Source organism: Blastomonas natatoria, from assembly GCF_003201955.1.
Classification (GTDB): domain Bacteria; phylum Pseudomonadota; class Alphaproteobacteria; order Sphingomonadales; family Sphingomonadaceae; genus Blastomonas; species Blastomonas natatoria.
The window spans coordinates 1-24,690 of the sequence record NZ_QJJM01000023.1 but is presented as its reverse complement, the minus strand read 5'-3'; the positions used below and the strand labels follow the sequence as shown (position 1 = coordinate 24,690).

At 63.7% G+C, this 24,690-nt stretch carries 41 protein-coding genes and 1 pseudogene; 20 read left to right on the top strand and 22 right to left on the bottom strand.

Going from position 1 to position 24,690, the window contains the following annotated elements:
- Nucleotides 1-167: 167 nt before the first annotated feature.
- The gene (locus tag C7451_RS18595; protein ID WP_167398615.1) at nt 168-1,406 is read left to right on the top strand and encodes a tyrosine-type recombinase/integrase; all 1,239 of its coding nucleotides are present in this window, start codon (nt 168-170) and stop codon (nt 1,404-1,406) included.
- A gap of 58 nt (nt 1,407-1,464) precedes the next feature.
- Nucleotides 1,465-2,235, top strand: coding sequence for a LexA family transcriptional regulator (locus C7451_RS18590; RefSeq protein ID WP_110300380.1), 771 nt, complete (start codon nt 1,465-1,467; stop codon nt 2,233-2,235).
- A 192-nt stretch (nt 2,236-2,427) separates the two neighbouring features.
- On the opposite strand, the gene C7451_RS18585 is transcribed toward C7451_RS18590, so the two are convergent.
- The 22 genes from C7451_RS18585 to C7451_RS18490 form a co-directional block, all read right to left on the bottom strand.
- Nucleotides 2,428-3,627, bottom strand: coding sequence for a tyrosine-type recombinase/integrase (locus C7451_RS18585; protein WP_110300382.1), 1,200 nt, complete (start codon nt 3,625-3,627; stop codon nt 2,428-2,430).
- 189 nt (nt 3,628-3,816) lie between these two features.
- Entirely contained in the window at nt 3,817-4,059 is a 243-nt protein-coding gene (locus C7451_RS18580) for a hypothetical protein (RefSeq protein WP_110300379.1), read from the bottom strand.
- Nucleotides 4,060-4,263: 204 nt separating this feature from the next.
- The gene (locus tag C7451_RS18575) at nt 4,264-6,747 is read right to left on the bottom strand and encodes an N-acetylmuramidase domain-containing protein (protein WP_110300378.1); all 2,484 of its coding nucleotides are present in this window, start codon (nt 6,745-6,747) and stop codon (nt 4,264-4,266) included.
- Between the two features lie 53 nt (nt 6,748-6,800).
- Nucleotides 6,801-6,968, bottom strand: a complete 168-nt coding sequence (locus C7451_RS20070; RefSeq protein WP_167398614.1) for a hypothetical protein — start codon at nt 6,966-6,968, stop codon at nt 6,801-6,803.
- Nucleotides 6,969-7,355: 387 nt separating this feature from the next.
- Nucleotides 7,356-8,618 carry a phage portal protein gene (locus C7451_RS18565; protein ID WP_110300376.1) on the bottom strand — a complete coding sequence of 421 codons (1,263 nt, stop codon included), beginning with the start codon at nt 8,616-8,618 and terminating at the stop codon, nt 7,356-7,358.
- On the bottom strand, nt 8,618-10,423 hold the full coding sequence (locus C7451_RS18560; RefSeq protein WP_110300375.1) for a terminase large subunit: 1,806 nt from the start codon (nt 10,421-10,423) through the stop codon (nt 8,618-8,620). The genes C7451_RS18565 and C7451_RS18560 overlap by 1 nt, the downstream gene beginning before the upstream one ends.
- Nucleotides 10,424-10,429: 6 nt before the next feature.
- Complete coding sequence (locus C7451_RS18555) at nt 10,430-10,678, bottom strand: hypothetical protein (RefSeq protein ID WP_110300374.1); 249 nt, start codon at nt 10,676-10,678, stop codon at nt 10,430-10,432.
- 9 nt (nt 10,679-10,687) lie between these two features.
- The gene (locus C7451_RS18550; RefSeq protein ID WP_110300373.1) at nt 10,688-11,167 is read right to left on the bottom strand and encodes a P27 family phage terminase small subunit; all 480 of its coding nucleotides are present in this window, start codon (nt 11,165-11,167) and stop codon (nt 10,688-10,690) included.
- Nucleotides 11,168-11,282: 115 nt separating this feature from the next.
- On the bottom strand, nt 11,283-11,615 hold the full coding sequence (locus C7451_RS18545; protein ID WP_110300372.1) for an HNH endonuclease: 333 nt from the start codon (nt 11,613-11,615) through the stop codon (nt 11,283-11,285).
- Nucleotides 11,615-11,752, bottom strand: coding sequence for a hypothetical protein (locus C7451_RS20065; protein WP_167398613.1), 138 nt, complete (start codon nt 11,750-11,752; stop codon nt 11,615-11,617). The genes C7451_RS18545 and C7451_RS20065 overlap by 1 nt, the downstream gene beginning before the upstream one ends.
- Before the next feature lie 86 nt (nt 11,753-11,838).
- On the bottom strand, nt 11,839-12,360 hold the full coding sequence (locus C7451_RS18540) for a host-nuclease inhibitor Gam family protein (protein ID WP_110300371.1): 522 nt from the start codon (nt 12,358-12,360) through the stop codon (nt 11,839-11,841).
- Nucleotides 12,357-12,563 carry a hypothetical protein gene (locus C7451_RS18535; protein ID WP_110300370.1) on the bottom strand — a complete coding sequence of 69 codons (207 nt, stop codon included), beginning with the start codon at nt 12,561-12,563 and terminating at the stop codon, nt 12,357-12,359. Before C7451_RS18535 ends, C7451_RS18540 begins: the two co-directional genes overlap by 4 nt.
- Nucleotides 12,560-12,787, bottom strand: coding sequence for a hypothetical protein (locus C7451_RS18530; RefSeq protein WP_066212735.1), 228 nt, complete (start codon nt 12,785-12,787; stop codon nt 12,560-12,562). The genes C7451_RS18535 and C7451_RS18530 overlap by 4 nt, the downstream gene beginning before the upstream one ends.
- A gap of 179 nt (nt 12,788-12,966) precedes the next feature.
- A complete protein-coding gene (locus tag C7451_RS18525) occupies nt 12,967-13,170 on the bottom strand; it encodes a hypothetical protein (RefSeq protein WP_146215425.1) in 204 nt (67 codons plus the stop codon).
- Between the two features lie 86 nt (nt 13,171-13,256).
- A complete protein-coding gene (locus C7451_RS18520; protein WP_146215424.1) occupies nt 13,257-13,886 on the bottom strand; it encodes a hypothetical protein in 630 nt (209 codons plus the stop codon).
- Nucleotides 13,840-14,310, bottom strand: a complete 471-nt coding sequence (locus C7451_RS18515) for a LexA family transcriptional regulator (RefSeq protein WP_110300367.1) — start codon at nt 14,308-14,310, stop codon at nt 13,840-13,842. The genes C7451_RS18520 and C7451_RS18515 overlap by 47 nt, the downstream gene beginning before the upstream one ends.
- A gap of 114 nt (nt 14,311-14,424) precedes the next feature.
- Nucleotides 14,425-14,568 (bottom strand): hypothetical protein, encoded by a 144-nt coding sequence (locus C7451_RS20060; RefSeq protein WP_167398612.1) that lies wholly within the window; start codon nt 14,566-14,568, stop codon nt 14,425-14,427.
- Nucleotides 14,561-14,971 carry a hypothetical protein gene (locus C7451_RS18510; protein WP_110300366.1) on the bottom strand — a complete coding sequence of 137 codons (411 nt, stop codon included), beginning with the start codon at nt 14,969-14,971 and terminating at the stop codon, nt 14,561-14,563. The genes C7451_RS20060 and C7451_RS18510 overlap by 8 nt, the downstream gene beginning before the upstream one ends.
- Nucleotides 14,972-15,008: 37 nt before the next feature.
- Nucleotides 15,009-15,590: a hypothetical protein gene (locus C7451_RS18505; protein WP_110300365.1), complete on the bottom strand. Its 582-nt coding sequence runs from the start codon at nt 15,588-15,590 to the stop codon at nt 15,009-15,011.
- Complete coding sequence (locus tag C7451_RS18500; protein ID WP_110300364.1) at nt 15,587-16,009, bottom strand: hypothetical protein; 423 nt, start codon at nt 16,007-16,009, stop codon at nt 15,587-15,589. The genes C7451_RS18505 and C7451_RS18500 overlap by 4 nt, the downstream gene beginning before the upstream one ends.
- Nucleotides 16,009-16,374 carry an HIRAN domain-containing protein gene (locus C7451_RS18495; RefSeq protein ID WP_167398611.1) on the bottom strand — a complete coding sequence of 122 codons (366 nt, stop codon included), beginning with the start codon at nt 16,372-16,374 and terminating at the stop codon, nt 16,009-16,011. The genes C7451_RS18500 and C7451_RS18495 overlap by 1 nt, the downstream gene beginning before the upstream one ends.
- 127 nt (nt 16,375-16,501) lie before the next feature.
- A complete protein-coding gene (locus C7451_RS18490) occupies nt 16,502-16,864 on the bottom strand; it encodes a helix-turn-helix domain-containing protein (RefSeq protein WP_110300362.1) in 363 nt (120 codons plus the stop codon).
- A gap of 102 nt (nt 16,865-16,966) precedes the next feature.
- On the opposite strand from C7451_RS18490, the gene C7451_RS20530 reads away from it, so the two are divergent.
- The 18 genes and pseudogenes from C7451_RS20530 to C7451_RS18420 all read left to right on the top strand — a co-directional run bounded on the left by C7451_RS20530 (nt 16,967) and on the right by C7451_RS18420 (nt 24,591).
- Nucleotides 16,967-17,392, top strand: a complete 426-nt coding sequence (locus tag C7451_RS20530) for a transcriptional regulator (protein ID WP_110300361.1) — start codon at nt 16,967-16,969, stop codon at nt 17,390-17,392.
- On the top strand, nt 17,389-17,517 hold the full coding sequence (locus C7451_RS20445; RefSeq protein WP_279629510.1) for a hypothetical protein: 129 nt from the start codon (nt 17,389-17,391) through the stop codon (nt 17,515-17,517). Before C7451_RS20530 ends, C7451_RS20445 begins: the two co-directional genes overlap by 4 nt.
- Nucleotides 17,514-18,032 carry a hypothetical protein gene (locus C7451_RS18480; RefSeq protein WP_110300360.1) on the top strand — a complete coding sequence of 173 codons (519 nt, stop codon included), beginning with the start codon at nt 17,514-17,516 and terminating at the stop codon, nt 18,030-18,032. Before C7451_RS20445 ends, C7451_RS18480 begins: the two co-directional genes overlap by 4 nt.
- On the top strand, nt 18,029-18,508 hold the full coding sequence (locus C7451_RS18475) for a hypothetical protein (protein WP_110300359.1): 480 nt from the start codon (nt 18,029-18,031) through the stop codon (nt 18,506-18,508). Before C7451_RS18480 ends, C7451_RS18475 begins: the two co-directional genes overlap by 4 nt.
- A gap of 196 nt (nt 18,509-18,704) precedes the next feature.
- Complete coding sequence (locus C7451_RS18470; RefSeq protein ID WP_110300358.1) at nt 18,705-18,971, top strand: hypothetical protein; 267 nt, start codon at nt 18,705-18,707, stop codon at nt 18,969-18,971.
- A complete protein-coding gene (locus C7451_RS18465) occupies nt 18,968-19,486 on the top strand; it encodes a hypothetical protein (protein ID WP_110300357.1) in 519 nt (172 codons plus the stop codon). The genes C7451_RS18470 and C7451_RS18465 overlap by 4 nt, the downstream gene beginning before the upstream one ends.
- On the top strand, nt 19,476-19,643 hold the full coding sequence (locus C7451_RS20055; protein WP_167398610.1) for a hypothetical protein: 168 nt from the start codon (nt 19,476-19,478) through the stop codon (nt 19,641-19,643). Before C7451_RS18465 ends, C7451_RS20055 begins: the two co-directional genes overlap by 11 nt.
- Nucleotides 19,640-19,813 (top strand): hypothetical protein, encoded by a 174-nt coding sequence (locus C7451_RS20050; protein WP_167398609.1) that lies wholly within the window; start codon nt 19,640-19,642, stop codon nt 19,811-19,813. The genes C7451_RS20055 and C7451_RS20050 overlap by 4 nt, the downstream gene beginning before the upstream one ends.
- Nucleotides 19,810-19,908, top strand: a pseudogene (locus C7451_RS18460) (GapR family DNA-binding domain-containing protein); the annotation flags it as partial. The gene C7451_RS20050 and the pseudogene C7451_RS18460, both read left to right, overlap by 4 nt.
- Nucleotides 19,909-20,121: 213 nt before the next feature.
- Entirely contained in the window at nt 20,122-21,555 is a 1,434-nt protein-coding gene (locus tag C7451_RS18455) for a ParB/RepB/Spo0J family partition protein (protein ID WP_110300356.1), read from the top strand.
- The gene (locus C7451_RS18450; RefSeq protein WP_110300355.1) at nt 21,552-21,806 is read left to right on the top strand and encodes an acyl carrier protein; all 255 of its coding nucleotides are present in this window, start codon (nt 21,552-21,554) and stop codon (nt 21,804-21,806) included. The genes C7451_RS18455 and C7451_RS18450 overlap by 4 nt, the downstream gene beginning before the upstream one ends.
- Entirely contained in the window at nt 21,803-22,138 is a 336-nt protein-coding gene (locus C7451_RS18445; RefSeq protein WP_110300354.1) for a hypothetical protein, read from the top strand. The genes C7451_RS18450 and C7451_RS18445 overlap by 4 nt, the downstream gene beginning before the upstream one ends.
- Nucleotides 22,135-22,986, top strand: coding sequence for a DUF6551 family protein (locus tag C7451_RS18440; RefSeq protein WP_110300353.1), 852 nt, complete (start codon nt 22,135-22,137; stop codon nt 22,984-22,986). The genes C7451_RS18445 and C7451_RS18440 overlap by 4 nt, the downstream gene beginning before the upstream one ends.
- Nucleotides 22,983-23,210, top strand: coding sequence for a hypothetical protein (locus C7451_RS19855; RefSeq protein WP_146215423.1), 228 nt, complete (start codon nt 22,983-22,985; stop codon nt 23,208-23,210). Before C7451_RS18440 ends, C7451_RS19855 begins: the two co-directional genes overlap by 4 nt.
- On the top strand, nt 23,207-23,488 hold the full coding sequence (locus C7451_RS19850; protein ID WP_146215422.1) for a hypothetical protein: 282 nt from the start codon (nt 23,207-23,209) through the stop codon (nt 23,486-23,488). Before C7451_RS19855 ends, C7451_RS19850 begins: the two co-directional genes overlap by 4 nt.
- A 235-nt stretch (nt 23,489-23,723) precedes the next feature.
- On the top strand, nt 23,724-24,131 hold the full coding sequence (locus C7451_RS19845; protein WP_146215421.1) for a Lar family restriction alleviation protein: 408 nt from the start codon (nt 23,724-23,726) through the stop codon (nt 24,129-24,131).
- Nucleotides 24,128-24,382, top strand: a complete 255-nt coding sequence (locus C7451_RS18425) for a hypothetical protein (RefSeq protein ID WP_110300350.1) — start codon at nt 24,128-24,130, stop codon at nt 24,380-24,382. Before C7451_RS19845 ends, C7451_RS18425 begins: the two co-directional genes overlap by 4 nt.
- Before the next feature lie 2 nt (nt 24,383-24,384).
- The gene (locus tag C7451_RS18420) at nt 24,385-24,591 is read left to right on the top strand and encodes a helix-turn-helix transcriptional regulator (protein ID WP_110300349.1); all 207 of its coding nucleotides are present in this window, start codon (nt 24,385-24,387) and stop codon (nt 24,589-24,591) included.
- The last annotated feature ends 99 nt before the right edge of the window (nt 24,592-24,690 follow it).

Below are 24,690 nucleotides of genomic sequence, written 5' to 3'. Positions count from 1 at the left end.
AATCCTGCCACCCCAGCCAGTGTTTGTGCCAGCGAGCGCCAAGGCGCGACAGCAGCCTTGCAATTCCTCGTTGGAATGCAAAGACTTTGTGCCAGTCGAGGACAGCGAGTCGCAGCAAAGGGCCTGCGACGCGGGGGCCTCAAAGGGGGCCTGTCATAGCAACGAATTTGCTCACAGAACGGACGATCGCGGCGGCGAAGCCGGCCGAGCGGGAGGTTCGGCTGTTCGACGGCGGGGGCTTGTATCTGGCGATCCGACCGACCGGCGGCAAAAGCTGGAAATGGAAGTATCGCTGGCAGGGCCGCGAGAAGAAGCTGACGCTAGGTCCCTACCCGCTTCTGTCGCTGAAGGACGCAAGGCGCGCGCGCGATGCGGCGCGGACCGAGCTGCTCGCCGGTCGGGATCCGGGCGCAACGCTGCAGATGGCCAAGCGCAGGGCGAAGGACGGCGAGACGTTCAAGGAAGTGGCGCTGTCCTGGCACAAGGACAAGGCCCCCACCCTGTCATCGCGCTACGCGGCCCAGGTACTGGCGCGCCTCGAGGCGAACGTCTTTCCGCGGCTCGGCAAGATGGCGATCGGGCAGATCACGCCGGTCGAGGTCCTGGAGACCATACGGGTGATCGAGCGGCGCGGCGCGAAGACGATGGCGCACGAGGTTCGCGGGCATATGTCGGAAGTGTTCGTCTGGGCGATCGCTTCAGGCCTGGCCGAGACGGATCCCGCCGCCATCATCCGCAAGGCGCTGGCACCTGCGAGCAAATCGAACTTCCCGGCGATCCTGGCGATCGACGAGCTGCAGGAACTGGTGAAGGCGATCGACGGCGTCAGTCATGCACTGAAGGCCACGCGGCTGGCTTCGCGCCTGCTGGCGTTGACGGCGGTTCGCCCGGGCGTAGTGCGCCTGGCCGAGCGCGAGGAGTTCGAGGAACTCGACGGGCCGATGCCGCTCTGGCGAATCCCGGCAGCCAAGATGAAGCTGTCCAAGGAACTGAAGGCCGATTCCCGCCGGGATTTTCTGGTGCCGCTTTCATCTCAGGCGGTGGCGACGGTTCAAGCCGCCATGCAGGTCAGTCGCCACAAGTCCTGGCTGTATCCAGGCCTGATAGGACGAACACCGATCAGCGATTCGACGCTCAGCCAGCTCTATCTCGACGCTGGTTATCGCGGTCGTCACGTCCCACACGGATGGCGCGCGAGCTTCTCGACCATCATGAACGAATGGGCAGCGCAGCAGGGCCGGGAGGACGATACGGCCATCATCGATCGCATGTTGGCCCATGTGAAGGGCGACGTGGAGGCAGCGTACAACCGCGCCGCGTATCTGCCGCGCCGCCGCCAGATCGCCCAGGCCTGGGCCGATATGCTGATGGAAGGCCTGCAGCCGCCGGAATCGCTCATCGCCTGAAGCATCGGGAGAGCTGGGGCCGGGTCACCGGCTTCGGCTGTTTCTGGGAGATCGCGGCATGACGGCAGCGATCGAAGGGCGTGGCGGCGCCGGCCGCGCGATCGGCGACGTCATCGCCGGCAAGGAATTCACCAAAAGGCGTCGCACTGGCCAGCCGGTTTGGCGCAACAGCTATTACGAGGGCCAGATCGAAAAGCGCCTCTGGCGCCCGATCGGCGACGGCACGCGACGTGGCGGCAGGCGCTATGGCGGTGCAGTGCTGAAGAGTGCCAAGGAACTCGAGCGCAAAACGCTGCGCGCGCGCCAGCGACTCAGCCCGGGCTGCAGGAACGGAGCGCTGGGCCATGTCGCGCTCGAGGTGCTCGAGGCGCTATACATGACCTTCGTCGACTATAAGGAGGGGCGGCTCGAGCCTGCGATCGCCACGATCGCTGAGGCGGTCGGGCGGTCCTATTCGGCTGTTCACGCTGCCCTGAAGCGGCTGCGCGACGCGGGCTTCCTGCACTGGATCCGCAGATCCAAGCCGACCGAGAACACCACCGGTCCCCAGGTCGAGCAGATCACCAACGCCTATGCGCTCGATCTGCCGCCAGAGGTCGCGCAGATGGTGCGTCATCTGATGGGCCGCGCTCCGCTGCCCGACGACGTCAAATGGGCTGGAGAGCAGCGACAGGCCGAATGGAAGGCCATGGTCGAGGGATTGTCGGCCCAGCGCTATCTCGAGGCCATGGGCGCGGTCGACGGCCGCCTGGGGGAAACCTTGAAATCCATCGCTCGCATGTTGGACAAGCGCGAATCTTCCACCCGCAGAGAAACCGGGAGCTGGTGATATAGTCCGGCTTCGCCGGGCGCTTTGAACTGGCCCCAGACCCCGAACCCGATGGTGAAATGATCACCGCCGTGCAAACCCGCACCGGCGCGCAGGGGCGGCTTGCGCCGCCCAGGCTGTCCAGGGGCCAGGAGCAAGCCTCGTGCCAGCGGCACCGCCTTGCAGGGCTATAAACGAGTGCCTGGCCGGGTTTTACGCGGCCAGCAGCTCACCCCAGCGATCGAAGATCGCAGTTCGCTGATCGATCATGCCCGATCGATTATACGCGGCCTCGACCTTGTTCTTCTCCGCGTGGCCCAGCGCCCGGTCGATCGCATCGCGATAGTCCGGGCCCAGATCGATATTGAGAATCGTCGAGAAGCTCGATCGCCAGCCGTGCGGAACGTGCCGCCCTTCAAAGCCGGCGCGCCGATACATAGCCCCGATCGAACCGCGCGCGATCGGCGAGGTACCATCAGCCGGCGCGAAAACCAGCTGCGCGGGATCGATCGCCCTGATATCGGCCGCGCCCTGGATCTGTGCCGCCGCGCGCAGCAGCTCGAGCGCCGGCGCACTCAATGGCACCAGATGGGCGAACCGCGGATCGGCCTTCTTGTCCTTCGCCAGCTTCATTCTCGCCGGCGGCACGCGCCAGGCCGGGCGGCCGGCATCGGCACACTCCCAGTCGATCTCGCCCCAGCGCATCCCGCGCACCGCATCGAGGCGCACTGCGGTCAATGCCAGGAATCGAGAGGCGAGCTCGACATGCGGCGATGCGCCTGCGCGCATGCATGCATGCAGCAGCGCGCGGCAGTCAGCGATATCGAGCAATGCAGGATGCGGATGGACCAGCCCGGTACCGGCCATCGCGCGGCCGAGCTGCGCGGCAGGATCTGCAGCGACCAGATCGTGGGCCATGGCAAAGCCGAAAATCGCCGATACGCGCTGGCGAACGCGCGAGGCGGTGGCGCGCCGACCGCGCGCCTCGATGGCGCGGATCGAGCCGAGCAGCTCGGCCGGTCGTATGTCGCCGATCGGCTTGTCGCCGATCGTGGGAAAGATATCGCGCTCGAGGCTCGCGAGCACATCGCCGGCATGCACCGGCGACCAGCGCTTCACGTTATGCGCGTGCCAGGCGCGAGCGACTTGGCCGAAAGTCTGCGGCTGGATCTCGCCGGCACTCTGTTCGGCCAGCGCCGCCTTCCGGCGATCGCGCTCGAGGCGCGCAGCGGCCAGCGTCATGTCCGGCGCGCGGCCGAGCGTCAGCAGCTGCTCGCGTCCGTCCAGGCGCAGCTTCAGCCGCCACGATCTGGTGCCGCTCGGCGCCACGAACAGGTGCAGTCCGCCGCCATCCCAAAGCTTGTAGGGGCGCGCGGCAGGAAGCGCGGCCTTCACCGCGGCATTTGTCAGCATGGTGTCACCTTGTTCCCTGATCGAGGAAAAACCGCAGAAATGCGCCATTTTCGGTATTTGATCGGGATTTGAGTGATCCGGATAATCCCTCCGGATCAACGCACGGTCAGATTGGCAGTTTTGCGCGGGTTTTCAGGCCTCCGGCTGAAGGCGATACCCCCGCCGATACCCCCAGTTGCACGGCAGCGATCACTTGCCCGATCTGTGGCAGAGCGCTTCCCAGCGCGTGTTGTGCTCGACGATCTCATCGACCGTCTCGGGGCTGTCAGCGACGTTGCCCGGATCGTCCTTCTGGCCCGGCGGCAGCTGCGCAAAGCTGAGCGTCTTCAGCGCCAGGCAGGCGGTACTGGCAGGCGCCGGGCGTGCGACTGTGCCGCAGGCACTGGTCGCACCAGCGAGCATGATCAGAACGAACAGTCGATGCAGCTTCATTGGCCTTCTCCACGTCCTTGATGGTGGTCTCGAGCGTTTCGGCGCGCTCGATCGCGCGGCCGGCATCCTGTCCGGCCTCTCTGGCTGTCTCGAGCGAAGAGCTGCCCAGCGAAATGATGATCCAGCCGATGATGCTGGCGAGTGCGAGGCCGATGCCGGCAAGAGCCAGCCGTGAACCGGCGGTCGGCCGGAGCAGCCAGGCGATCATGCTGCCGACCATTTCGCGTGCGCCCCGGCGATCTTGATATGATATTCGTTCGCCGCAAAGCCGCTGCCGTTATAGCCCTTGGCAAAGGCGATGCAGTCGGCAGGGCGGTTGCTGATCGCGCGCAGCGCGCTGACCAGACCACGGTTGCGGATGAAGCTGACGAACGCAGCGAGGTGCGCCCGCTCGCTGGTCTTCATCGCATCCCAGAAGGCCTCGACCGTGTCGAAGCCGGCAAGCTGGTGATTGAAGCCCATGATCTGCGCGCCGCCGACCGAGGCCGAGCGCAGCGCGGCGCGGCGATCGAGCTGCATCGCCTGGTAAAGACGCAGCCACTCGCCCTGGCCGCCGACATAGAGCTTCCGGTTCCAGGTCCTGGACGAAATGTTCGGATGGCTCGCTCGGAATCGTCCACCCGTTTCCCGATCGAAGATATGCGCCTCGAACAGAATCTTCGGCAGATGCGGACCATCGAGAAAGCCTCCCGGGCCATCGGCTGCCAGAATGTCGGCGCGCAAGCGCCGCGACATTTGCTCGGCACGCGCTTCTTCGAGATTTTTGAGGTCGTTGGCTGCTCGAAGCTCTGCCTCAGCAAGACTTACGTCTTTGCCGCGCCACATCAGGATCTGCTTACGGATGTATTCCTGATCCTTCAGGAAACGGACAGCCTCATAATCATTGCGCAGCTCGGCCAGTTGCAGATCAATGGCAGCTTCTTCATCAGCGATCTCTCGCGCCATCGCTTCAGCGCGCGCCTGGTCGAGCTCGGTCAGGTCCTTCTCAGCCGCCAGCTTCGCGGCCGCCTTGTCCAGGCCAGCCCGTTCGTATTGATCGATCTTGGATTTGAGGTCGAGCTGGCGGCGCAAAGCTCGCTCGCCTTCGATATCGCCTTTCTCCTGCGCGACAGCGAGTGCCTGCTCGAGCTTTATCTCTTCACGGCGATCGGCGAGCTCTTCTGCGCTCGGGCCAGATCGTCCGCGGGCGCCTTTAGCCTTTGAATCGCCGGACCCTGGAATGGCGTAAGATCCAGCTGCCAAGCCGACGGGCATGGACTCGCTAGCACGGCCTGCGACGGTCTGAACGAAACTGATGGCGCCGCCGATGCCGCCGGATTTCTGGCCACTGTTGAGCTGGGTCGGGTCGCCGGTCAGGCGCGCCATCAGATCGAGTGCGCCGGCGAGCCAGGGCATCACGCCGCGAATCAGGTTTGCAATGCGCTGCACAGCACGGGCGACGGTGTTGCCGGCAGCTTGCCACGCCCCTTCCCAGTCGCCTTGCAACAGCTTGGACACGGTCTGCACCACGCCCTGGACATATTCGGCAATGCCTGTGACCATGTCGATCAGCGCGCCGATACCGGCGATGATGCCCGATCCGACCAGGCGCAGCAGCACCTCGATGAGCACGCCGACAATATCGGTCACCATCTTGAAAAAGTCGCCGATCGGGCTCGCGGCGATGTCCTGGAATGCCTGATCCAGATCGGCAAACAGGCTCGCGAGACGGTCGAGGAGCGCCTCAGCCTTCGGACCGAGCTCTTCGCGGATCATCGCGCCGACACCGCGAAGTGCGCTGCCGATGCTGTCAGAAAACAGCAAAATCGCGGAGATGACCAGGCCCCAGGGACCCAGGAATCGTGCGGCGCCACTGGCCAGCAGGCCAAGCGCGCGACTTACCAGCCCGAATTCACCCGCAAGTTTGCCGAGAAGAACCAGTGCTGTTCCCAAGGGATTCATTAGCGCAGAGATTGCGACGAACACTGGCCCCATATTGGCCAGGAACAGGGGTAGAACGGCGGTTGCTAGCGTTGTGAACCCCACAATGACGGGTCCGATCGCTGCAGCGAAGATGCCAAAGTCAATTGCAGCGTCCTTTAGGTTCGGAGGAAGGTCCTTGATGGTAGACACAGCCGCCTTGAGCCAACCGACCAAGCGCTCTGCCAGTGGCAGGAATGTATTTCCGACCTCTTGGCTCAGCTCCAAAATTTCGGCTCTGAGCGCGCGCACGCGATTGGCAAAATCTCCAGCGGTGCGTTCCACATCACCGTTCGCAACCGCCAAGCCTTCCTGGATCAGGATGGCGCGGGCCATGATCTTGCCCTGCTCCGTCAGCTCCTCGCCGACCTTGATCATGCCGAGTTCGAGCGCCTTGGCCTTTACTGCGGCTTCCGTTAGAAAAACGCCGTAGTCTCGCAGCGGTTCAGCCTCGCCAGTGAGGCCAGCTCGTATTTTTCCGATCGCTTCGTCATAGTTCGCGGCACCAAAAAAGCTCTCCGCGTCTAGCGCCAGAACTGCAAAGCGCTGAGACAGTCTTGCAGCAGCCTCTTCGGTTGGCGCAGCCTGTCGGAACAAGGCACCCATAGCCAAGGCCCCTTGCTTGAGCTGGCTAGTTGCGCGCCCCATCGCGTCGCCGGTCAGCTCAGCCCAGCGATTCATCATCTTCGAGTTGTTGCCGAACGTATATCCGACGAATTCGTCAGCCACAGCTCAGTGCCGTCCGAAAGGACGCCATCTCCGGTTGCCATATGCAGTTTCCTTTATGTGGGGGTGTAGGGGATCATCATGTCGCGCAGCCGCCGGAAGACCCTGATCCCGCCGCCCAGGTCTTCGGGTGTCATGCTGCGATCGAGCACAAGCTGTGCGCCGCGTTGGAAGCGGATGCCGTCCACTTCGTCCGGCGTTTCCACGAGTTCGGTGATCGCCACCGCAAGCTGCTTCGCCTGGCGTACCATTCGCGGATACGATCGACCGTGCCTCCAGGCCTGCCGTCAGCCTCAGCCCGACGGACGCATTCTTCTTCGCCTGGATCTATCAGCACAAAATGGGCCCCGGCCTCGGCATAATCATCAAGCGCATCGCGGGTCGGTCTGGTGTGGATAATCCAACCGTCATTTTCGATGCCGCGCAGCACTGTGCCAATTGCTGAACTGCGCGCGTCAAAGCCAACTTTGCGGATCGACTTGCTCGATTGGTAAGGGTCGCTCGCTCCCAGGGCCCGGCATATCTCGTCGAGGTCGACTAGTACGTCACCGTCCTTCGAAGCATCCCTGATGTACGTGGTCTTGCCAGCGCATGGTGGTCCGACGACCACCCTAATTGTCACCTGGATCACCCTCATTGTCGTCAATCGACGGTCCGCCATTGTGACCGATGCCAGCGCCCGCCATCACCAGCGGCACGGTAGCCTGCTGCACATAAAGCTGATCGCCACCGTCCATCGGCGCGCGCTGCTCGAGCGCGCGGGCTTCGTTGGGGGTCAGCTGACCGGTCTGGATCGCCCTGGCGAGAGCCTCGCTGCGCTCCTTGAACGCGCCTCGCTGCAGACCGTCGAGATTGTGGCGCACGCGCCGGGTCGGGTTCTGCCAGCCATAGAGCTTCAGTGTCAGCTCATCCTCAAAAGCCTTGGCCCATTGCATGATCAGGTGCTTGGCCAGCCACAGATCCTGCTGCTCGGTGTTGCTGAAGGTGCCCTTCGACAAATCCTGGACGAACACCGGCGGCATCTGCCAGCCACGGCTGATCTCGATAATCTGGAACGCCCGTGCTTCCACCATCTGACCCTTGGACGGGTCGATTCCGACAGCTTTCAGGTTGTGCCCCGGCGGCATGCCGAAAATGTTGCTGTTCGACTTCTTGGCGAGGTCGATCGCGCGCTGAATATCGTTCTGCGCGCGCCGGTACGCATCGGCACCTGAAGGCAAAGGGCCTTCAAGCGCCAGCGGCGGCACGCCACCGCCGAGGAAGAACCCACCGGCGAAACTCTCCATGGCGATCGCCAGCGATATCGCCTTGTTGATCTTGGCGATCGGCGAATAGCTGCCCAGGCCGTCCCGTTTCAGCATGAACGGCGTGTCGATCACGTCGCCGGCGGGGTAATCACGACCGCTATGCGTATAGATACGCTCGCCATTGACCCGCCGGATCGTGGTCAGCGCCGGATCCATCGGCCAGATCGCCACCGGACGCCTGCCAATACGCTCGATCCAGGCGAGCCCGCGCCCGCCGGTAAACACCTGCTGCCAATGCCAGCGACGCCAGCCATAGCTGGTTTCGCCCTCATTCGGGGCATAGCTGAGCAGCTGGGCCACCGGATCATCGACCCGCGCGCCATTTTCTCCAGCTTCGAAGGTCGGCAGTGGCAGCGCTGCCAGTGTCCGCGACAGGAAGGCGACGATCGAGAACACCGCCGGCACGCCAAGCGCCGCCTCGATCGACACGATTGGCAGCGCATTCTGCGTCTCGGCAATGCCGAGAAGGCGCAGCAGCTCTTCCGGGCTCTCGCTGAGATTGTACTTCGGGTCCTCGATCGAGCGTTGCTCCGCGCCGCCCCGCAGCCAATCGGTGAACCAACCCATCAGGCCTGATCCTCATCGGCGGTCATCGAAAATTCGGGGTCATCCCATGGCGAAGTCTGGATCACTTCCTCCTCCTTCGTCATGCTGCAGCCCAGCGCACTGATCAGCGCCACCGGGTTGTCGATCTTGGCTTCGGGGCGCGGCTTGTTCGGGTAGACATTGTCTTTCCGGTCGGCCTGCGCGACGACGTTGTTCATCTGCCATTCCATGACCGGGCAACCACCGTGAACGATGGTCCCTGCCTTGGTCAGCGCATCGAGCTCTTTCATCGGCTCGGAGAAATTCAGGACGATCGGGCGGTATTCGAGCATCGGAAAGCCATCCTTGATGGCTGTCGTTGCCAGATACGTCGCCTGATGCGGGTCATACGCGACCTGCTCGAGCTGGGCGAAGTCGCGCACGTCGCGCAACGTGTCCAGGATCTCGTCATAGTCGATGATATTGCCCTGTGTGACGTTGATCAGGCCCTGGCTGTCCCAGCCCTGATAGGCTGGCACCGAAAGGACTGTCTCCTCGGGCAGAAAATAGAAACCGACCCGCACATACGGGTCATCGACCGTCGGCTTGCCGCCGATCGGCAGGAAAAGCAGCTCGAGCGCCGCAATATCGACCTTCGACGCCAGATCGAGCCCCGCGACGCACCGGCGACCGCGCAAGGCCTCGTACTGAAACAGATCCCGGCCCCGCATCGGCAGGTTCAGGTCGTGGCAGGCCCGCCATTTCTGGATATCGAAGTACGCTGCCTTCGAAGCGACCCAGAGATTCAGGTGTTTCGTCTTGAAAACACCGGCTTTTCGGGGCGTCGAGATCGCATCGCGCTGCCTGGCGCGAAGAAAATCGCCGTCAACCGACACGCCCAGGTTCGGATTAGCCTTCCGAAGGGTCGCCTCGGACCGCCAATCGTCCTCGTCATCGGCCGCAAATTCGGCAAAAAACGTCTCATCGTCGAGCGGCGGACCGCCATTATGGCCCATCCCAGCGGCTTCGCGGGCTGCTTTTTGCTCTTCAGTTGCCCCGATTCCCTGGAGCTTTTCGCGTTCCTCCTGGATCTTCGCGTAGCAAGGCCCCGCCAGATTGTCCCCGGCGGTGGTAATCAGCACCTGCAGGGGCTGCTCACGCGCGCCCATGCCGGTCTGCATCGTGTCGACCTGGCCGTCGTCAGGATGCTCGTGATATTCGTCGTGGATCGCGCAGCTCGGGCTCTGGCCGTCGCCGGGATCCCCGATGATCGTCTCGAACTTGCTCTCGTCGCCGATCCGGACCAGGTTCTTGGCGTTGATTTCGATGCCGAACCGTTTGATCAGCGCCGGCGTGCGAGAAGCCATCAGCTTCGCAGGCTTGAAGACCTCCCAGGCCTGCTTTTCGTTGGTCGCGCCCGAATAGACCTCGGCGCCGAACTCGCCATCGGCGCAGAACATATAGAGACCGATGCCGGCAGCAATCGCCGACTTGCCGTTCTTGCGCGGCACGACGACGAACAGGACGCGGAACCGCCGGAGCCCATCGCGCTTGCGCAGCCACCCGAAGGTGCAGCACAGGATCCACACCTGCCACGGCTCGAGCCGGATCAGCTCCTTCGCGCGCGCCCATTTGCCCTTCGAATGCGGCAATCTCTCGATGAAGCGGCACACCCGCGCCGCTTTTTCGTTATCGAACCGGTGCGGAAACGCAGCCTTCTTCTGCGCCTTCAGCTCATCCACGAACCGCTGGCACTGGCGGACGATCGACTTGCCGGCAGGGATCTTCCCCGAAACGACATCGCGCGCATATTGCTTGGCGATCGCCGGATAATCGCGCGTTTCCACATGCAATTAGGCCGCGCGGCGATGCTTCCTGCGCGTGCGGCGGCTGATATGCAGGCGGTTGCTCCGCTTTGCGGGCTTGGCCTGGGGACCTTTGCCGCGGCGACGATCGCGCCGGTTCGCCGGCAGCTCGCGCTGACGCGTGACGGGTGCAACCTGCGGCGACTGGCATTGCTCGATCGGCGCTTTCATCAACGTCGCCGACATGGAGCAGGAGGCAGCCAAGATGGCCGCATGGATAAACCCGGGTCGGAACATATTGCCTCCTCAGAAATCGTCGAAATCGCCCGCCTCGGCCTGGTGACCGGACGCCAGCTTCAGCGCGCTGGCAGGGTTCAGCATCAGCTCGCCCAGCAGCGACTGCGCCTGGCGCATCGCATCGGACAGCATCGCGACCTCAGGCCGCGCCCGGATGATGAACCCGCGCGCCGTTTCCGACTTGTAAGTGTCGCCTTCCGTCTCGAGCACCGCCTGGAAGCGCTGGATCTGCTCCAGGCGCAGCGCCAGCAGGGCGACATGCTCGGCATATTTGCCGCTGGCCCGATTCTCGGCCGCGAGGATCCCCGCGATCTTGGCAAACAGCAGCTGTGCCAGATCACTCAGATGCATCGGGCAGATCAGCGGCGCTTCGTCGGCCGCGATCGTCGGGATCGTGTCCGGCTCCGCCTTTTCGGTCCCGCGCAGCTTCTTGATCGCCGACGAGGTCGGCTTCCGACCGGACCCCGGCCTAGATCCACCCCGCGCCATCGACCCCCAACTTTTTACCCTTTGATTTCGACCGCGTGAAAATCTGACCACCAAGGCGGTGTCCGGCGGCGGACGTTGGGAGAGATTGACCCTCCCCCTCCCCATGTGATGATTTTCAATCGAAATCCGCGATTTTCCGCCGTTGCGCGAGCTTCCGCTCGGCCTTGGATTTCTCGTCATGGCAGGGCGTGCATAGCCCCTGCTTGTTGTGCCGCTGGTCGCTGCCGCCCCATGCCAGCGGCACGATATGGTCGACGATGTCGCTGGCGACCTCGAGCCCTTTGTCCAGGCACAGACGGCACAGCGGCTCTTCAGCCAGCACTGCAGCCCGATCGCGCATGCCGGCACGGCCGCGCTTGCGATTGTCCTTCACGAACAGCCCAGGGCGCTCCCAGGGCTTGCCAGGCTTCCAGCCCGGGGGGCGGTAGCGTGGCGGTTGCGTCGGCATCAGTCGATCGACATGCCGAGCTCGATCAGCTCGGCTTCGATAACCTCGATCCGCCTATTCAGCTCAGCCTGCAGCGCGGGCTTGATCGCCTCGAGCATTTCCTCATCGGCGACATTGCCGCTGATCATGTCGTGCATGCGCAGATCAGGCCGAGTGTCGAGCGCGCGCTGCCATCGTGCTCGCATGCTTGCGAGGTGCGATACTCGGGATAGCGAGGTCAGCTTCACGATCCCACCGTCCCGGCCTGCTCGGCCCGCGCCAGCACGAACGATTCCTCGCCCGCCTTGGCCGTCACGCCCAGCTGCTTCAGATCCTCGGCCCTCGGCCCATCGGTCGCCTTCAGCAGCGCCGTCTTGTCCAGCTTCGGCCTGGCAGGCGCGAACACCTTGCCCCAGCGCGTCTTGCCAAGCGCCGCTATGAGACTCTCGTCATCGCCATCGATGGCCAGCACCGTCTTGCCGGTGCGCGATCCGATGATGCAGCCGAACAGCTCCATCGTCTTGCGCTTGGCCGGCAGCAGCTCGGCCGCCGCCTTGAACCACCAGGGACGAACCTTGGCGGCGATATCGTCCATCTCGTCGACGATCGGCACCAGCAGCTCGTCGGCGGCGGTGTTCGCCTTGGCGATCGCGTCGTTTCGCTCGGCCTCGATGCGCGCGCGCTGCCCGTCCAGCTCGGCAAAGCGCTCGAGCAGCGGCCGCGCCTGGCCGGCATTGCGAGGCTGGCGATGCCTGGCAGTGGTCACAGCCGGACCGCCTTCTCGGAAGGCACGTTGCGCAGGCCCTGCACAACCTCATCCATGCACTGCGCCCGGGTCAGCTGCGCCTGGGCAACGCGCCCGGCGGTCAGCTCGGCATGCACCTGGCGCAGGAAAGCCCGCGTTACGACGGCATCGTTCGGCGATTCGGCAAATGCCGAACTGCGCAGCTGCTCCAGGTCGATGCTCATCCGCGCCTCCGCAAATTGGTGCAGCCGCCTGGGCGCGGTTCTGGCTGACGAAACGCCGCGACGATATCGGCCGCGATGGCTTGTGCATCGCTCTCGAGCTCGTCGAACTGCCTCTGATCCCGAACGCCCAGCGATACATCGCGGCACAGGCGGTCAAGCCTGTCGCTGGCAAGGGAGAGGCGGCTGCCAATGTCGCCGGCATGCCTCAGGAGACCTTTGGGCATGGCTGGCGTCTCCCGCGCATGAAAAAGCCCGCTGGCACCTGGGGAACAGGGGTGCCGCGGGCTCAGGGCGCAATTATCGCGGGGTCGTTTCTGCCCGGTTCGATGCGCTTTGGGCAGGGTCTATTTTGTGACACCTGCAAGTTTTCGTATTTGGTCGACCTTTCTGACCTGGCGAGCGATCAATTTGAGCGGTCGACGGCATCTGCAAGTGTGTTCAGGGCATTGTCGATACCCATGAGCCTGTATGCAATTTCGTTGAGACCTGCGCTTTGACGGATTGCAGCCCAAGCGGCTACCATTTCGGCCGATATCTCTTCGCCATCGACAGCATCCAGAACGACCCTCACGCCATCTTCATCAACCTTGCACACAAATTTAGGCATTCGCGACTCCCGGTTCGGTTTGGCAACGGCGTGCCTCCGCAATTTTGAGGAAGGTACGCGTCTGCAATGCTGCAGTCACCCCGATCCTACATCAACCCCGCATGCATCGCCAGCAGGTCGCCCGCATCCACGCGCTTGACCGCATCGGCATGAAACCCGGGCCAGGCCCAGAGCGCCTCGAGCAACAAGCGCTTCGCCCGCCTCGCGCTGATCCCGTAACGCGCTGCCGCCTGCGCAATCCCGCAATCGCCGACGATGATCGCCAGCACCGGCTGCGGCTCGGGCAGCCAGTCGCGCCAGCGCGAATAGGCCATCTCCGCCCGCACCCATCCCAGCGCCTCATAAAATGCCCCATCGGCGCGCGGTGATCGATCGACTCGCGTTTCAAGGCTCACAGTGCGGATCCCCAGCTCGGCGCCGATCTTCGCCGCGATCGCCGCGATCAGGTCCGCATCGGCCAGCTCGAACTGGTCGAGCACGCCCCGGGTGTAGAGCAGATGCAGCGTGCCCTGGCCCTGCTTTGCCGCATGCGCATGCGTTTCCGGCGTGCCATGGCGCTTGTGTGCATAATCGCGGGTCAGCTGGTGATGTGCCTTGCGCAGCGCGCGCTCCTGTGCGGCCAGCTCGGGGTGCCGCTGCGCATAGGCCGCATTGATCGATCGCCGCCGGTCAGCCTGAACCGCCTGCACTGCGCTCTTCACCGCCTTTTTCGCCATATTCCCCGCTTCCCGCCACAGATCTCCGGCGCGCAGGATAATCCAGCTCGGCAGGCGGCAGCAGAGGCTCTTTTGTGACGCTTTGCGGCCCGCTCGCCGGCGGCGTGGCCGTCCGATCGTCAGGGTTGATCGTCCACCCGCGCGCGCGCAGCTGCCGCACCGCCAAAGGCTCCTCCTCGGGCAGGCTCAGGCCGCGCGGCCCCGGCACCCGCACCAGCTGCCCATCCGCCTCGAGCCGCTTGACCGCCCGCCGCACCCGCGTCCGGTTGGTGCCCAGCGCATGCGCAATCTCGCCCAAGCTCGGCGATCCCGCCCAGTCGGCAATGTACTGGCGGACGAACTTCAGCACCAACAGCTTGCAGCTCGCCATTTCTGGCCGCTGGCGCAATGTTTCATTGTCGGCTTGGGGGACGTGGCTGGCCATGCCGGGAACATAACAGGAAAATTGTGAAAAAGCGCTATTTCGCTATTTGTCGCGCGCAATTGGTCACTTTTTCCTGCCTCATATGTGGGCGAGAAAAGTGACCACCCTTCGCGTTCAACTGCCAATCACAGCCTTGATATTGTCCGCAAACAGCACCATCGCGCTGGCCACAATCGTGACGATGGTCATGAACCCGAGCCACCATCGCTTGGTCGGCAATCGGTTCAGCCGACGTTCCAGCTGCGGCTGGTCAACCAAGCCGATAGTCCAGCTCGGGCTTGTCCTTGATGGGCACCTTCGGACGTCCCCGCATCTCGGTCAGCCTGTCGCGCAGCGCTTGGCGCTTGGCAAATCCTGTAAAGCCCGTGCCTATTGCCAGCCCCAGGCTCAGCACGCCGATGACGATCCACAGCACCGCCGCGAACGAAAAGCGACCGTCCGCCATCGCGGTCCATTCGCTAACAATGCCCGGCAGTGCACTCAGCATCATGCCGCACGCGCCATAGAACACTTCCAGCTCGGCCACGCGCTCGCCCCGGGCCAGCGCCTCCACCTCGTAATCGTGCAGCAGATAATAGGTCACGGGGCGCGCGGCGTGTAACATGCGGGCATTATGGCCCAGTCCCAGCTGCACGTCCATATCGCTGTCCGGGTCTTTCATATCCCCGGCCCATCCCCAAAGCGCAGCGCCTTGCAGCTCACTTCAGCTTGTCCACGGCAAGCTTGGCAGCCGCAATCTCGTTGACCGGCACCTGCGCGGTAAAGGGCGCGCCCTTCTCGGCGGTCAGACGCACCGGCCAAGTCTGGCCCGTCAACCGGCCCGCAGCGGCGTCTTCCACCACCTTTGGCGGCAACCGGACAGCCACCGCCTCGAAATGATCGCAGCCATAGCGCTCGCAACGCAGAACATCGCGCGACATCACAGTGAATTTGCCGCGCTCCGGGCCATTGCCAGCGTCATAGGTTGCGCCGCTGAAGAACATCCAGTCGCCGGTATAGCGAATGTGGAAGACGGCAGCATAGGTCACCTCGCGCGTCTTCTTCTCGATCGACGTTATTACGAACGGGTCAACATTGAAGATGGAAAGCAGCCCGCCTGTGGTCTGACGGTGCGCTTGGGTCGAGGCGATGATGAATTCGGAAAGCGGATCGTTGTACACGCGCATCTTCGCCGCGACTTCGGCGGCAGGCACCGCCAGCGCGCGTTCGTCTTTTGAAGGCTTGGCGCTGACCAGCAGCGGCAGGGCCAGCATGGCCAGAATCGATGCAGATAGCCTCATCCAATCGCCTCCGGAGCCTCGATCCTTGCGATCGCGAACTTATGCTCTGCGCGCAAGTTCAGGCAATAGCCGCTCAGCTCGCGTCCATTGCTGGTCCAGTTTCCGACGGTCCGCACGCTGACCAGGCCGTGATCGTCCGTATAGGTGAACCGCATCAGATCGCCCGACGCGCCCGGCTTCAGAATCCATCTTTTGGCCAGATCGGCCTTCAGGCCCTTTTGTGGCTTGGCAGGGGAAACTGGGGCGGATGTCGGCCGTGCCTCAACCGCTTTCGGCTTCGCTGCAGATGGCCCGCGCAGGGCCTGCGCCTTGTCGATCAGCCCGGTACCGGCATCATAGATCGACTTGACCGTCTTGATCGTGTTCGGGTCGCTCAGCGTCTTGGCGGCGGCGACGAGCAGATGCAGCGGGATGGGCATCAGGAATTTGCCTCATACTGGCGCTGGCCAATCTTCTCGCCATGGCCCAGGGCAACCTCAAGAACGACGCCCTGCGTTTTTCTGCCCTTGCCGGTGACCTGTTTGACGCGGACCTTGCAGGCCTGCTTTTCCTTCAGCAGCGCACGACGGACCCAGCTGTCCGCCGGAACATAACCGATGGTTCTTCCGCGATCGTCTATGGCCGCAATCGCCTTGCTATCGAACGGATTGTCAGGTTCTAGCACCAGCGTGACCGGTTCGAGCGGACAAAGGTCCAGTATGGCGCTTTGGTAATGGCTCTCGCCGACGATGGCCAAGGGCAAGTATCTCGGCCTGGCCTTCTGCGCCTCCCGATATTTGGCCATGGACTGATTCCAGTCGTTTCGCGTATCTGCGATCGATTTGGCAAAAACACCCGAGATGCGCGACAGCAGAGACATGCGTCAGGCCCTCGCTCTGTATATGTGTCGGCTACCATGCACCCTGCCCATTCTAGACCTCGGCCTGATAGCTTCGGCGGTCGTTGTGCAGCGTGTGCGAACTGGCAGGGCCTTCGATCAGCGAGCGCATGATCGTGATAAAGCTGCGCCGCTCAGGCTCGCCAAGCCGGTGATAATATTCGATCCACTGGCGCTCTTCGTGATTTAGCGAAATTGCTGGCACTTCGGCAGCTGGATCATCCGTTTCGCCGGACAGATAAGCGGCTGTCGTGCCGAGTTCGCGGGCAATAACATGCAGGCGCGGAGAGCTGCGGGTGTCTCCACGCGCCAGGCTGTTAAGCGCCGACTGGCTCATGCCGACACGGCGGGCAAGCTCGGCCTGCGAGATGCCCATCGTGTCTATGAGTCGCTGCATGCGTTCTCCGATATTCACGGCAAGCGATTACCGTAAAATCGGTTGTAATGCGCTGCCGTTTTATCGGTTGACTCTTTGACCGATGAACCGGTAACTAGACGCATGGCTGAACTCGAATCATCCGTGCAGGCATTTCACCGGGCAATTCAGGTTGTCGGCGGACAGTCTGCGCTGGGCCGATTGATCGGCAAACCACAGTCCACCGTCTGGGAATGGGTGGATCGGAAGAAGCCGCTTCCAGCAGAATTCGTCCTGACGATCGAGCATGCCACCGGCATCTCGCGGCACGAGCTGCGCCCTGACATTTACCCGCTGGAGCTTGCTCCTGCGCCATCAACCCCAGCCCTCGGGTCTTCTCTCCCCGACGGTCGCAACCCTGCCTGCCCTTCTGCCGGACCTGACCCTGTACCGGCAGACACTGCGTCCCATGGTGAATGCGCAGGCAGCGGGGAGGCGGCGGGGTCCCTGACCTGCGATCCCAGGGACCCTGCCGCCAATTCCGTCCCCATCGGAAAGGCCGCGTCATGAGCAGCCATGGAAAGATGATCGTAGCGATTGTGGCGATGGCGATCGCCGTCTTCGTCAACATGCTGACGGTTTCCACCATCGCGATCGCGGCAAAGCACTGTTCGGCGTCGGAGATCATGCCATGACGAATAGCAATCCCAACCCAGCCTGGCCCTTGCCATCCGAAGGCGAGAATGCAGAAGAAAGCTGCATTCCGCCCACGCCTCACCTCGAGCTGGCGAAGCTTTCGATCCGCGAACGTGCCTTTGATGCCGCCCAGCGCCTCATCCTGTCGCAGCCGCACATGGCAGTCGGTCGGCTCGAGCAGAACCGCCTCGCCGATTCCGTCATCGAAATGGCCGAACGCTTTGAAGGCTGGATGCGCGCCGATCCCACGCCCGATCTGCGGACCTTTGTTGGTGATATCGGGCCTTTCAGCCAGTTGAGCCCCACGGAAATCACTGACCATCCCGGTAAGTACGACTGGGCGGCAACCGAAACCGATGACCCAGCGATCGACGATTATATCGCGTCCGACAATCGCGTCATCGCGGTGACGGAAAAGCTGATCGCAGACCAGCGCCATCTCTCCCAGCGTATGATAATCGCGGAGGGCAAGATCGAGAATCTGCTGCTTCGCGCCGTAAGGCCGCAAAGATGACCAAGGCCCGCGCCCCCTTGTCGATCGACGCCGCCCTGGCCCGCATCGCTGGGCACATGCCCAAGGGCTATGACGATCTCGCCCAGGTCACTGGTCGCGCCGTGCGCACGGTGCGCAACTGGGGCGATCCGGACACGCCCGAGCAGATCCCGCTGGATTGCGCGATCGCGCTCGATCTCGCCTATATCGCCGCCGGTGGCGATTGCGCCCCGTTGTTCGAGACCTATCAGCTAAAGCTCGAAATGGCGTCGATGGAGCGCTTCGCCTGCAACATCGCGCTCGCCCGTCACACCGCGGATGTCATCCGCGAAGGCGGCGAGGCGCATTCCGCCCTGGTCCGCGCCACCCTTCCCGGCGCGACCAGGGCGGACCGGCAAGAGGCCCTGCGTGAATGCAGCGAGGCCATGGATTTCCTGAAGCGCACCCTGCCCCTGCTCGAGGCTGATCGCGCTCCGGATCAGCATCATCCGCCGTGACGCCGGTGCCATGAATTACCCTGAAGGGGTGTCTGGTACGGCTCGCAAGGCCCCCAGCAGCTGATCATCGGGTCAGCTCTCGCGGATCACAGATCGCACCCCGCCACTTTCGCCAAGCACTCCGTCACCTGCCCGCCCGGTTTCGCACACCGCGCTTCCGGGCTGGCCTTTCTGCTGTCTGAAGAAAGCGAACATCATGGCCGACCAGATCATGACCGCGCAGATGCCCGGTTTCCGTTTCACCGATCCCGCAATCGCTCAGCCGGAAGCGCCAGCCGCCGCGCCGCGCCAGCTCAAATACTGGAGCGCCTATCGCTCCGGTCCCACCCTGTCCGTCTCGGGCATGGATGCAGAAACCGGCACGACCCGGACGATCACCGGCGTCAGCAGTCTCGGCCCCGGCCCCGACAGCGCGATCTGCATCACCGATGGCGAAGGCCAGCGCTGGGAGCTGGTGCTGTGATCAAGCCGCTGCCGCCAAGCGTGTTTCCGGCTCCGATGTCTCCGGGAACGTACCTGCGCAAGCGGCGGGAGGCGGCGGGCGTCAGCCTCGAGCTGGCGGCGGTGGCGTTCCTGCCCTGGGTTCATGGCAATGGTTGGGCCAACAAGTTGAGCACACCGCCTGGCAGCAGCCCCGATGGCCCCCGTCTCGTCAGGCTTGTTTTGCAGGTCGCCGTTTGGCTGGCAGAGCTGGAAGACGACAAGCGCTTTGTCGATGGCATCGCGCTTGCACAGGTCGCTGGCGTAATCCCGTTCGAGCGCGAAGCCTATGACCGCCTCGTCGCGCTCCGTTACGGCGTAGACCTGCCACCGCCGGCCATCTGCCGCGAATGCGGCTGCGGCGTGCTCACCGCCTGTTTCGCCGAAGGCCATGCCTGCGCCTGGTCGGAAACCGACCCTCATCTCTGCACCGCCTGCGAACGCAAGGAAGCGCAAGCCGTTGCTGCTAACGTTCCGGAGACCGCAGATGCGTCCTGACCCCACCCTCTGGGGCCTGAAGGCCGATCGCCGCCCGCAACACGGCTTTTTCGGCGAGCCGATAAGCGCCGCGATCGCCGGCGTCGCGCTCATGCTGGCCGCCATCGCCATCCCTGGCCGGTTTTTCCTGACCCTCGTGCTGGAGCTGATCCGATGAACCAGACGAACCTCCCGATTCACGGCATGGGCTGCAGCTGCAGCAAATGTTCCGATCCGCGCGGCACCCCGATCCAGCGCCACCGCCGCTTCCTGGTCATTATGGTGCTTTACCTGGTTGGCATCGTCATCGGCGCCGCCGCCCTCCTGCAGGGAGCCAGCGCACTATGAGCGAGGCGATTTCTGCAGACGATCAGCTCCGACTGTTCATTGAGCGCATTGAGCGGCTCGAGGAAGAGCGTCGCGGCGTCGCTGCGGGCCTGCGCTGGGCCGATAACCCGCGCGTCCGCATCATCACTTTCAGGCTGGTCAGGCAGAATATCGACGCCTGGCTAGGGTGCCAGCGCGGGGCAGCCGCGCAGCCAAAGCTGGCCGCAGCGGTGCCTGAAACCACTGCGGCCAGCAGCGCGCATGCAGACCGGCCAGTCTGCAGCGCAGCACCTTCCGCAACCATGCCCGGTCACGAAAGGACCTGATCCATGAACCAGACCATTCCCCTGAACAAGCTCATCCTGTCGCCGCGCAACGTCCGCAAGACCAATGGCGACGAGGATATCGAAAGCCTCGCCGATTCCATCGCGTCGAAAGGCCTGCTGCAGAACCTCGTCGTGTCGGAGAGCATCGAGCATCCCGGCAAGCACGAGGTCGACGCCGGCGGTCGCCGCCTCCGCGCGCTGCAGCTCCTCGCCAGCCAGAAGCGCGTCGCGAAGAACATGCCCGTGCCCGTCCAGGTCATCCCGCGCGACGACGCGATCGAAGCGAGCCTGGCTGAGAACCTGCAAAAGGTCGCGATGAACCCCGCCGACGAGGTCGAGGCCTTTCATGCGATCGTGTACGAGGGTAGCAACCCATTGTCAGCGATCAACAATGTCGCAACGCGCATTGCCAACTGCGCCCGCCGCTTCGGCCGCACCGAACGTTATGTGGAACAGCGCCTGCGCCTCGCCGCGCTCGCGCCCGCCATTCTCGAGGCGCTGCGCGAATACCGGATCGGCATCGAGGCCGCGCGAGCCTATGCCAGCCATCCCGATCATCAGGTGCAGCTCGCCGTTTTCAAGAAGGAAGAGGCCAGGGCGCAATCCCAGCCCGAATGGGCACACCGCCCGGTCAGCATCCGCGAGGCGCTGGCAGGCAAGAGCTACCCGCTCGATCACCGTCTGGTGCGCTATATCGGCCTCGATGCCTATGTCGCTGCCGGCGGCAAGACCGAGCGCGACCTGTTCTTCGGCGACGAGGATCGGGAGCTGCTGATCGACACCGCCCTGGTGCGCAAGCTCGCGACCGACAAGGCGCTGCAGGAAGCCCAGTCGCTCGCCCAGGATGGCGGTTGGTTGGATGCGGCTGTCGCGCCGGTCGATGGCCCTTATTGGTCGACCCCGAAGACGCCCGACGGTTTCAAGCAGCGCTATGCAACCGATCCGGAGGAGATCCCGCTCGTAGATAAATGCAATGCGATCGCGACCTTCCGCTTGAATGCGTCCGGCACTGGGGTCGAACTGGCGCAGCACTGGTTTCAGCCTGTGCAACCCGTCGAGCCCGGCCAGGAAGACAGCTCGCCGCCCGCGATCGAGCGTGATTGGGCGGCAGAGCGCCGCGTGAGGGATGTTCGCTTGCGCGCCGCCCGCCTCGCCGCCCCCAAGGTCGCGGGAAGCGCGCTCGAGGTGCGCGCGTTCTGGCCTACCATCGGCGCCCAGTGGATCACGCCCATCCAGGAAACCGACGACGGGATTTTCGTCGCGCTCTGGGTCAAGGTCGATCCTGCAGACATCGAGGAATGCCTGGCCGAAGCCGAGGCTGAACACGATGCATTTCTGCAGGCCGCTTTGCTCCCCGACGAACCGGAAACCGATGACGACGCGGCCGACTCCGGCGAAGCCGACCAAGACGCCGACAGCGAGGAGCCGGTGGCATGACCCAGCAATCCATCGAAGCCCGCGTCGCGAAAATCCTGGCCGACCAGTTCGGCAAGCTCGATCCCGCGACCGTCACGCCCGAGCTGAACCTGCGCGACGATATGCGCGCTGACAGCTTGGACGGTGTCGAGATCGCCCTGGCGCTCGAGGAAGAATTCGATGTCCAGATCTCGGACGACGAGTGCGAGGCCTGCACGACGGTCGGCGAGCTGCAGCAGCTGCTCGTCAAGCTGACGGGAGGCGCAGCATGAGCGCGACCCAAAAGACCCCCGAGGCACGCGCTGCCGAACGCCAGATGAGGCAGGCCATACGCAAGCAGGTCATGGCAGTCGGTGTCCCAGCCAGAAAGGCCGACGAGATCGTTGATCTGGCCTTTCATGGCGCCGAAAAGGCGATGGATGCGCTGGTGACAACGACACGCGCCAGCAGTGATTCCCGGGTCAGCCTCAATGCGATGCTCATCGCCTCGAGCCTGATCGACGAGAAGATGAAGGGCATGCGCGAGTTGGCTGGAGTAATGGCCGGCGCGGCAGGCCTCAATCTGACCTCTGCCATGGTCGAAGTCGGAGGGCAGCCGTCATGACCGCCGCCGACAAGCCCGAATTCGCCCCCGCGATCGGCAACATGCCCTCGCTCCAATGGTGCAGGCTCGATCAGCTGCAGATCGACGATGCCTATCAGCGCTCGATCGACACGCCGGGCAGTCAGTCGATGATCCGCGCGATCGCGCGGACATGGAACTGGGATCTGTGCCAGCCGCTCTTCGTCGCCCGCCGGTCTGACACGCGCATGTACGTCGTCGACGGCCAGCACCGCCTCGCGGCGGCGCGCATGCGCGGCGATATCGACCAGCTGCCCTGCATCGTCTCGCTCACCGATGGCCCCGCGCAGGAGGCAAGCCTCTTCAGCGAGTTCAATCGGCGCAGGCGTCAGCCCTCCCAGCTCGATCTGTATTTCGCGGATTTGGCTGCAGGCGATCCTGTCGCCGCGGATATCAACTGTGCGCTGCTCGCCGCTGGCTTGACGATGTCGAAGCATACCAATGTCGGCAGCTTCAAGCCCGGACAGGTGATGAACATTGCCGGTCTGCGTAGCGTCCACCGCAACTTCGGGCTCGACGTGCTGACCGTCGCACTGATGGCCATGGCCAAGGCATGGGAAGGACAGCGCCTGCAATATGCCGGTACGCTTTTCCCTGGCATTGCGGAGATCGTCCGCCACGAACGCGCCGTCGCGCAGCGCGCGCCGCGCTGGTCCGAAGGGCCACGCGTGCAGGCGATCGCCCCGTTCCTCGCCAGCAAGCTGCAGATGGATTGGTACGGCCTGGTCATGCGCGCCAAGGGCGAAGCGCCCGGCACCAACACGCACGTCGTCTCCGGCCAGGTGCTGCTGAAACACTGGACCGCCAAGCATCCGGGAGGGGCGGCATGAGCTACTTTGGACCATCGGTCGGAGAGCCCGGGTATCTGCCCTATTGCGCCTGCGATGGCCTTTTTCGCTGCAAACGGGGACCTGAGAGCTTTGTCTGCGCGACAGGGCGCTGCGGGGTCAACAGCCGTAAAGTCAATGGCATCGATATGTTCGACGAGACTGCCCCCGATGGCCCCGGTTTCGACTGGGCCAAGTGGCACGCCGATCAGGAACACGGCCGATGACTGGCAGCGTCGTAATCCGCCACGGGCACGAAATCGTCGATGATCGTATCGTCTACGACGAGACCCCCCTGTCATGGGATGAGGCCGACCAGAAGGCAGGCCGTCGCCTCGATCGGCGCATGTCTTGGGCGTTCATCAACAACGAGCTCTGCAAGTCGATCAGCTACACAATCCGATGCTCCGGCTGTTCGGAGTGCCCGGGCGAAGATCGCGGGATGGGCTGCAGCGAGTGTGGCTATCACGGTGTCGTCAGGCAATCGTGCTGGGTGGAAGCATGACCTGCGAGCATATCCGCCTCGCCGATGGCACCGGCATGATCGTCTGCGGCAGCAAGCCTTGGCCGCGTTCTAAGGCGCGTTGCGTCAAGTGTGGCCAAATTGCTGAGCAACTATGCGACTGGAAAGTGCCCGGCTGCAAGAGCGGCACCTGCGACGCGCCGATCTGCAGCAAGTGCACCACCAGCCCGGCACCCGAAAAGGACCTCTGCCCCAAGCACGCCCAGGCCTGGGCCGAATGGAAAGCGAGGCGAAGCGCATGAGCGAAAACCCTGAGCTGAAGCCATGCGCGCACTGCGGGGCGCCCGCAGAGCTTGAACAAGGCAGCGATCATCACGGTAGTTGGTTCAATCTCGGATGCTCGCGCCATTGGGGTCACCAACGCAATCCAGACCACACGAACACCTGCATTGCCGGCCGCATTTTCTATACCGAAACTGAGGTGCCATTGGCCGAAGCAATTGCTCTCTGGAACACGCGAGCGGGGCTGCCAACCCAGACAGACCTGACCGCGCTGGTGGCAGCGCTGACGCTGATCGCGAGCGGATGCACCACGCGCCCGGAGGACGTTGGTAACCCAACGGTCCTCTGGATGCAGAAGGAAGCCCGCGCCGCCCTCGCGTCCTCCGAGGTGAGCAGCGCATGAACCAGCTCGCCAAACAGATCCGCGAACATGCCCGCCAGCGCGAAGCGCGCTTGTCGATCGCGCGCCGATTCTCGCACGGCACACCGCTCGACATCGATCGCGGCGCATCGCTCCCCGTCGCCATGGCCGATCTCGGCCCGGCGGACCCCCGCCCCTATGCGCTCAGCCCCGATCCCTGCGGCCGCTGCGGCACGCGCGGCACGCTCGGCTGCAAGCACCAGAAACCCTTCACCGAAACCAGGAGCAGCTGACCATGGCCAGCCAGCCAGGCCCTTACGGGCGCATGTTGAAGATCGGCGAGGTCATCGAGCAGACCTCGCTCAGTCGCCGCTCGATCTATCGCCTGATGCGCGCCGGTCAGTTCCCGAAGAGCCGCAAGCTCTCCCCGCAAAGGGTCGCCTGGTCGGAGGGCGAAGTCGAGGCCTGGAAGCAGTCACTTCGCGACAGCTCGAACACCTGAACAGGGCTCCGTTGGGGGCCTCAAAACTTATCGAAAAACAGAAAACTATTTGAATGCAAGGGGATACGCCAATGTTCCAAATCCTGCCACCCCAGCCAG

Coding starts and splice junctions, on each gene's coding strand:
- C7451_RS18505 (WP_110300365.1), bottom strand. CDS start 15,590: ATGAGGCTATCTGCATCGATTCTGGCCATGCTGGCCCTGCCGCTGCTG.
- C7451_RS18585 (WP_110300382.1), bottom strand. CDS start 3,627: ATGCTGACAAATGCCGCGGTGAAGGCCGCGCTTCCTGCCGCGCGCCCC.
- C7451_RS18500 (WP_110300364.1), bottom strand. CDS start 16,009: ATGCCCATCCCGCTGCATCTGCTCGTCGCCGCCGCCAAGACGCTGAGC.
- C7451_RS20445 (WP_279629510.1), top strand. CDS start 17,389: ATGAGCAGCCATGGAAAGATGATCGTAGCGATTGTGGCGATGGCGATC.
- C7451_RS19845 (WP_146215421.1), top strand. CDS start 23,724: ATGGAAAGCGAGGCGAAGCGCATGAGCGAAAACCCTGAGCTGAAGCCA.
- C7451_RS18445 (WP_110300354.1), top strand. CDS start 21,803: ATGAGCGCGACCCAAAAGACCCCCGAGGCACGCGCTGCCGAACGCCAG.
- C7451_RS18480 (WP_110300360.1), top strand. CDS start 17,514: ATGACGAATAGCAATCCCAACCCAGCCTGGCCCTTGCCATCCGAAGGC.
- C7451_RS18530 (WP_066212735.1), bottom strand. CDS start 12,787: ATGCCCAAAGGTCTCCTGAGGCATGCCGGCGACATTGGCAGCCGCCTC.
- C7451_RS18555 (WP_110300374.1), bottom strand. CDS start 10,678: ATGTTCCGACCCGGGTTTATCCATGCGGCCATCTTGGCTGCCTCCTGC.
- C7451_RS18535 (WP_110300370.1), bottom strand. CDS start 12,563: ATGAGCATCGACCTGGAGCAGCTGCGCAGTTCGGCATTTGCCGAATCG.
- C7451_RS18440 (WP_110300353.1), top strand. CDS start 22,135: ATGACCGCCGCCGACAAGCCCGAATTCGCCCCCGCGATCGGCAACATG.
- C7451_RS18520 (WP_146215424.1), bottom strand. CDS start 13,886: ATGGCGAAAAAGGCGGTGAAGAGCGCAGTGCAGGCGGTTCAGGCTGAC.
- C7451_RS20055 (WP_167398610.1), top strand. CDS start 19,476: ATGCGTCCTGACCCCACCCTCTGGGGCCTGAAGGCCGATCGCCGCCCG.
- C7451_RS18565 (WP_110300376.1), bottom strand. CDS start 8,618: ATGGGTTGGTTCACCGATTGGCTGCGGGGCGGCGCGGAGCAACGCTCG.
- C7451_RS18470 (WP_110300358.1), top strand. CDS start 18,705: ATGGCCGACCAGATCATGACCGCGCAGATGCCCGGTTTCCGTTTCACC.
- C7451_RS18425 (WP_110300350.1), top strand. CDS start 24,128: ATGAACCAGCTCGCCAAACAGATCCGCGAACATGCCCGCCAGCGCGAA.
- C7451_RS19850 (WP_146215422.1), top strand. CDS start 23,207: ATGACTGGCAGCGTCGTAATCCGCCACGGGCACGAAATCGTCGATGAT.
- C7451_RS18495 (WP_167398611.1), bottom strand. CDS start 16,374: ATGGCCAAATATCGGGAGGCGCAGAAGGCCAGGCCGAGATACTTGCCC.
- C7451_RS18550 (WP_110300373.1), bottom strand. CDS start 11,167: ATGGCGCGGGGTGGATCTAGGCCGGGGTCCGGTCGGAAGCCGACCTCG.
- C7451_RS18490 (WP_110300362.1), bottom strand. CDS start 16,864: ATGCAGCGACTCATAGACACGATGGGCATCTCGCAGGCCGAGCTTGCC.
- C7451_RS20050 (WP_167398609.1), top strand. CDS start 19,640: ATGAACCAGACGAACCTCCCGATTCACGGCATGGGCTGCAGCTGCAGC.
- C7451_RS18525 (WP_146215425.1), bottom strand. CDS start 13,170: ATGCCTAAATTTGTGTGCAAGGTTGATGAAGATGGCGTGAGGGTCGTT.
- C7451_RS18545 (WP_110300372.1), bottom strand. CDS start 11,615: ATGCCGACGCAACCGCCACGCTACCGCCCCCCGGGCTGGAAGCCTGGC.
- C7451_RS18580 (WP_110300379.1), bottom strand. CDS start 4,059: ATGAAGCTGCATCGACTGTTCGTTCTGATCATGCTCGCTGGTGCGACC.
- C7451_RS18510 (WP_110300366.1), bottom strand. CDS start 14,971: ATGAAAGACCCGGACAGCGATATGGACGTGCAGCTGGGACTGGGCCAT.
- C7451_RS19855 (WP_146215423.1), top strand. CDS start 22,983: ATGAGCTACTTTGGACCATCGGTCGGAGAGCCCGGGTATCTGCCCTAT.
- C7451_RS18590 (WP_110300380.1), top strand. CDS start 1,465: ATGACGGCAGCGATCGAAGGGCGTGGCGGCGCCGGCCGCGCGATCGGC.
- C7451_RS18515 (WP_110300367.1), bottom strand. CDS start 14,310: ATGGCCAGCCACGTCCCCCAAGCCGACAATGAAACATTGCGCCAGCGG.
- C7451_RS18475 (WP_110300359.1), top strand. CDS start 18,029: ATGACCAAGGCCCGCGCCCCCTTGTCGATCGACGCCGCCCTGGCCCGC.
- C7451_RS18455 (WP_110300356.1), top strand. CDS start 20,122: ATGAACCAGACCATTCCCCTGAACAAGCTCATCCTGTCGCCGCGCAAC.
- C7451_RS18450 (WP_110300355.1), top strand. CDS start 21,552: ATGACCCAGCAATCCATCGAAGCCCGCGTCGCGAAAATCCTGGCCGAC.
- C7451_RS20065 (WP_167398613.1), bottom strand. CDS start 11,752: ATGCACGACATGATCAGCGGCAATGTCGCCGATGAGGAAATGCTCGAG.
- C7451_RS18420 (WP_110300349.1), top strand. CDS start 24,385: ATGGCCAGCCAGCCAGGCCCTTACGGGCGCATGTTGAAGATCGGCGAG.
- C7451_RS20530 (WP_110300361.1), top strand. CDS start 16,967: ATGGCTGAACTCGAATCATCCGTGCAGGCATTTCACCGGGCAATTCAG.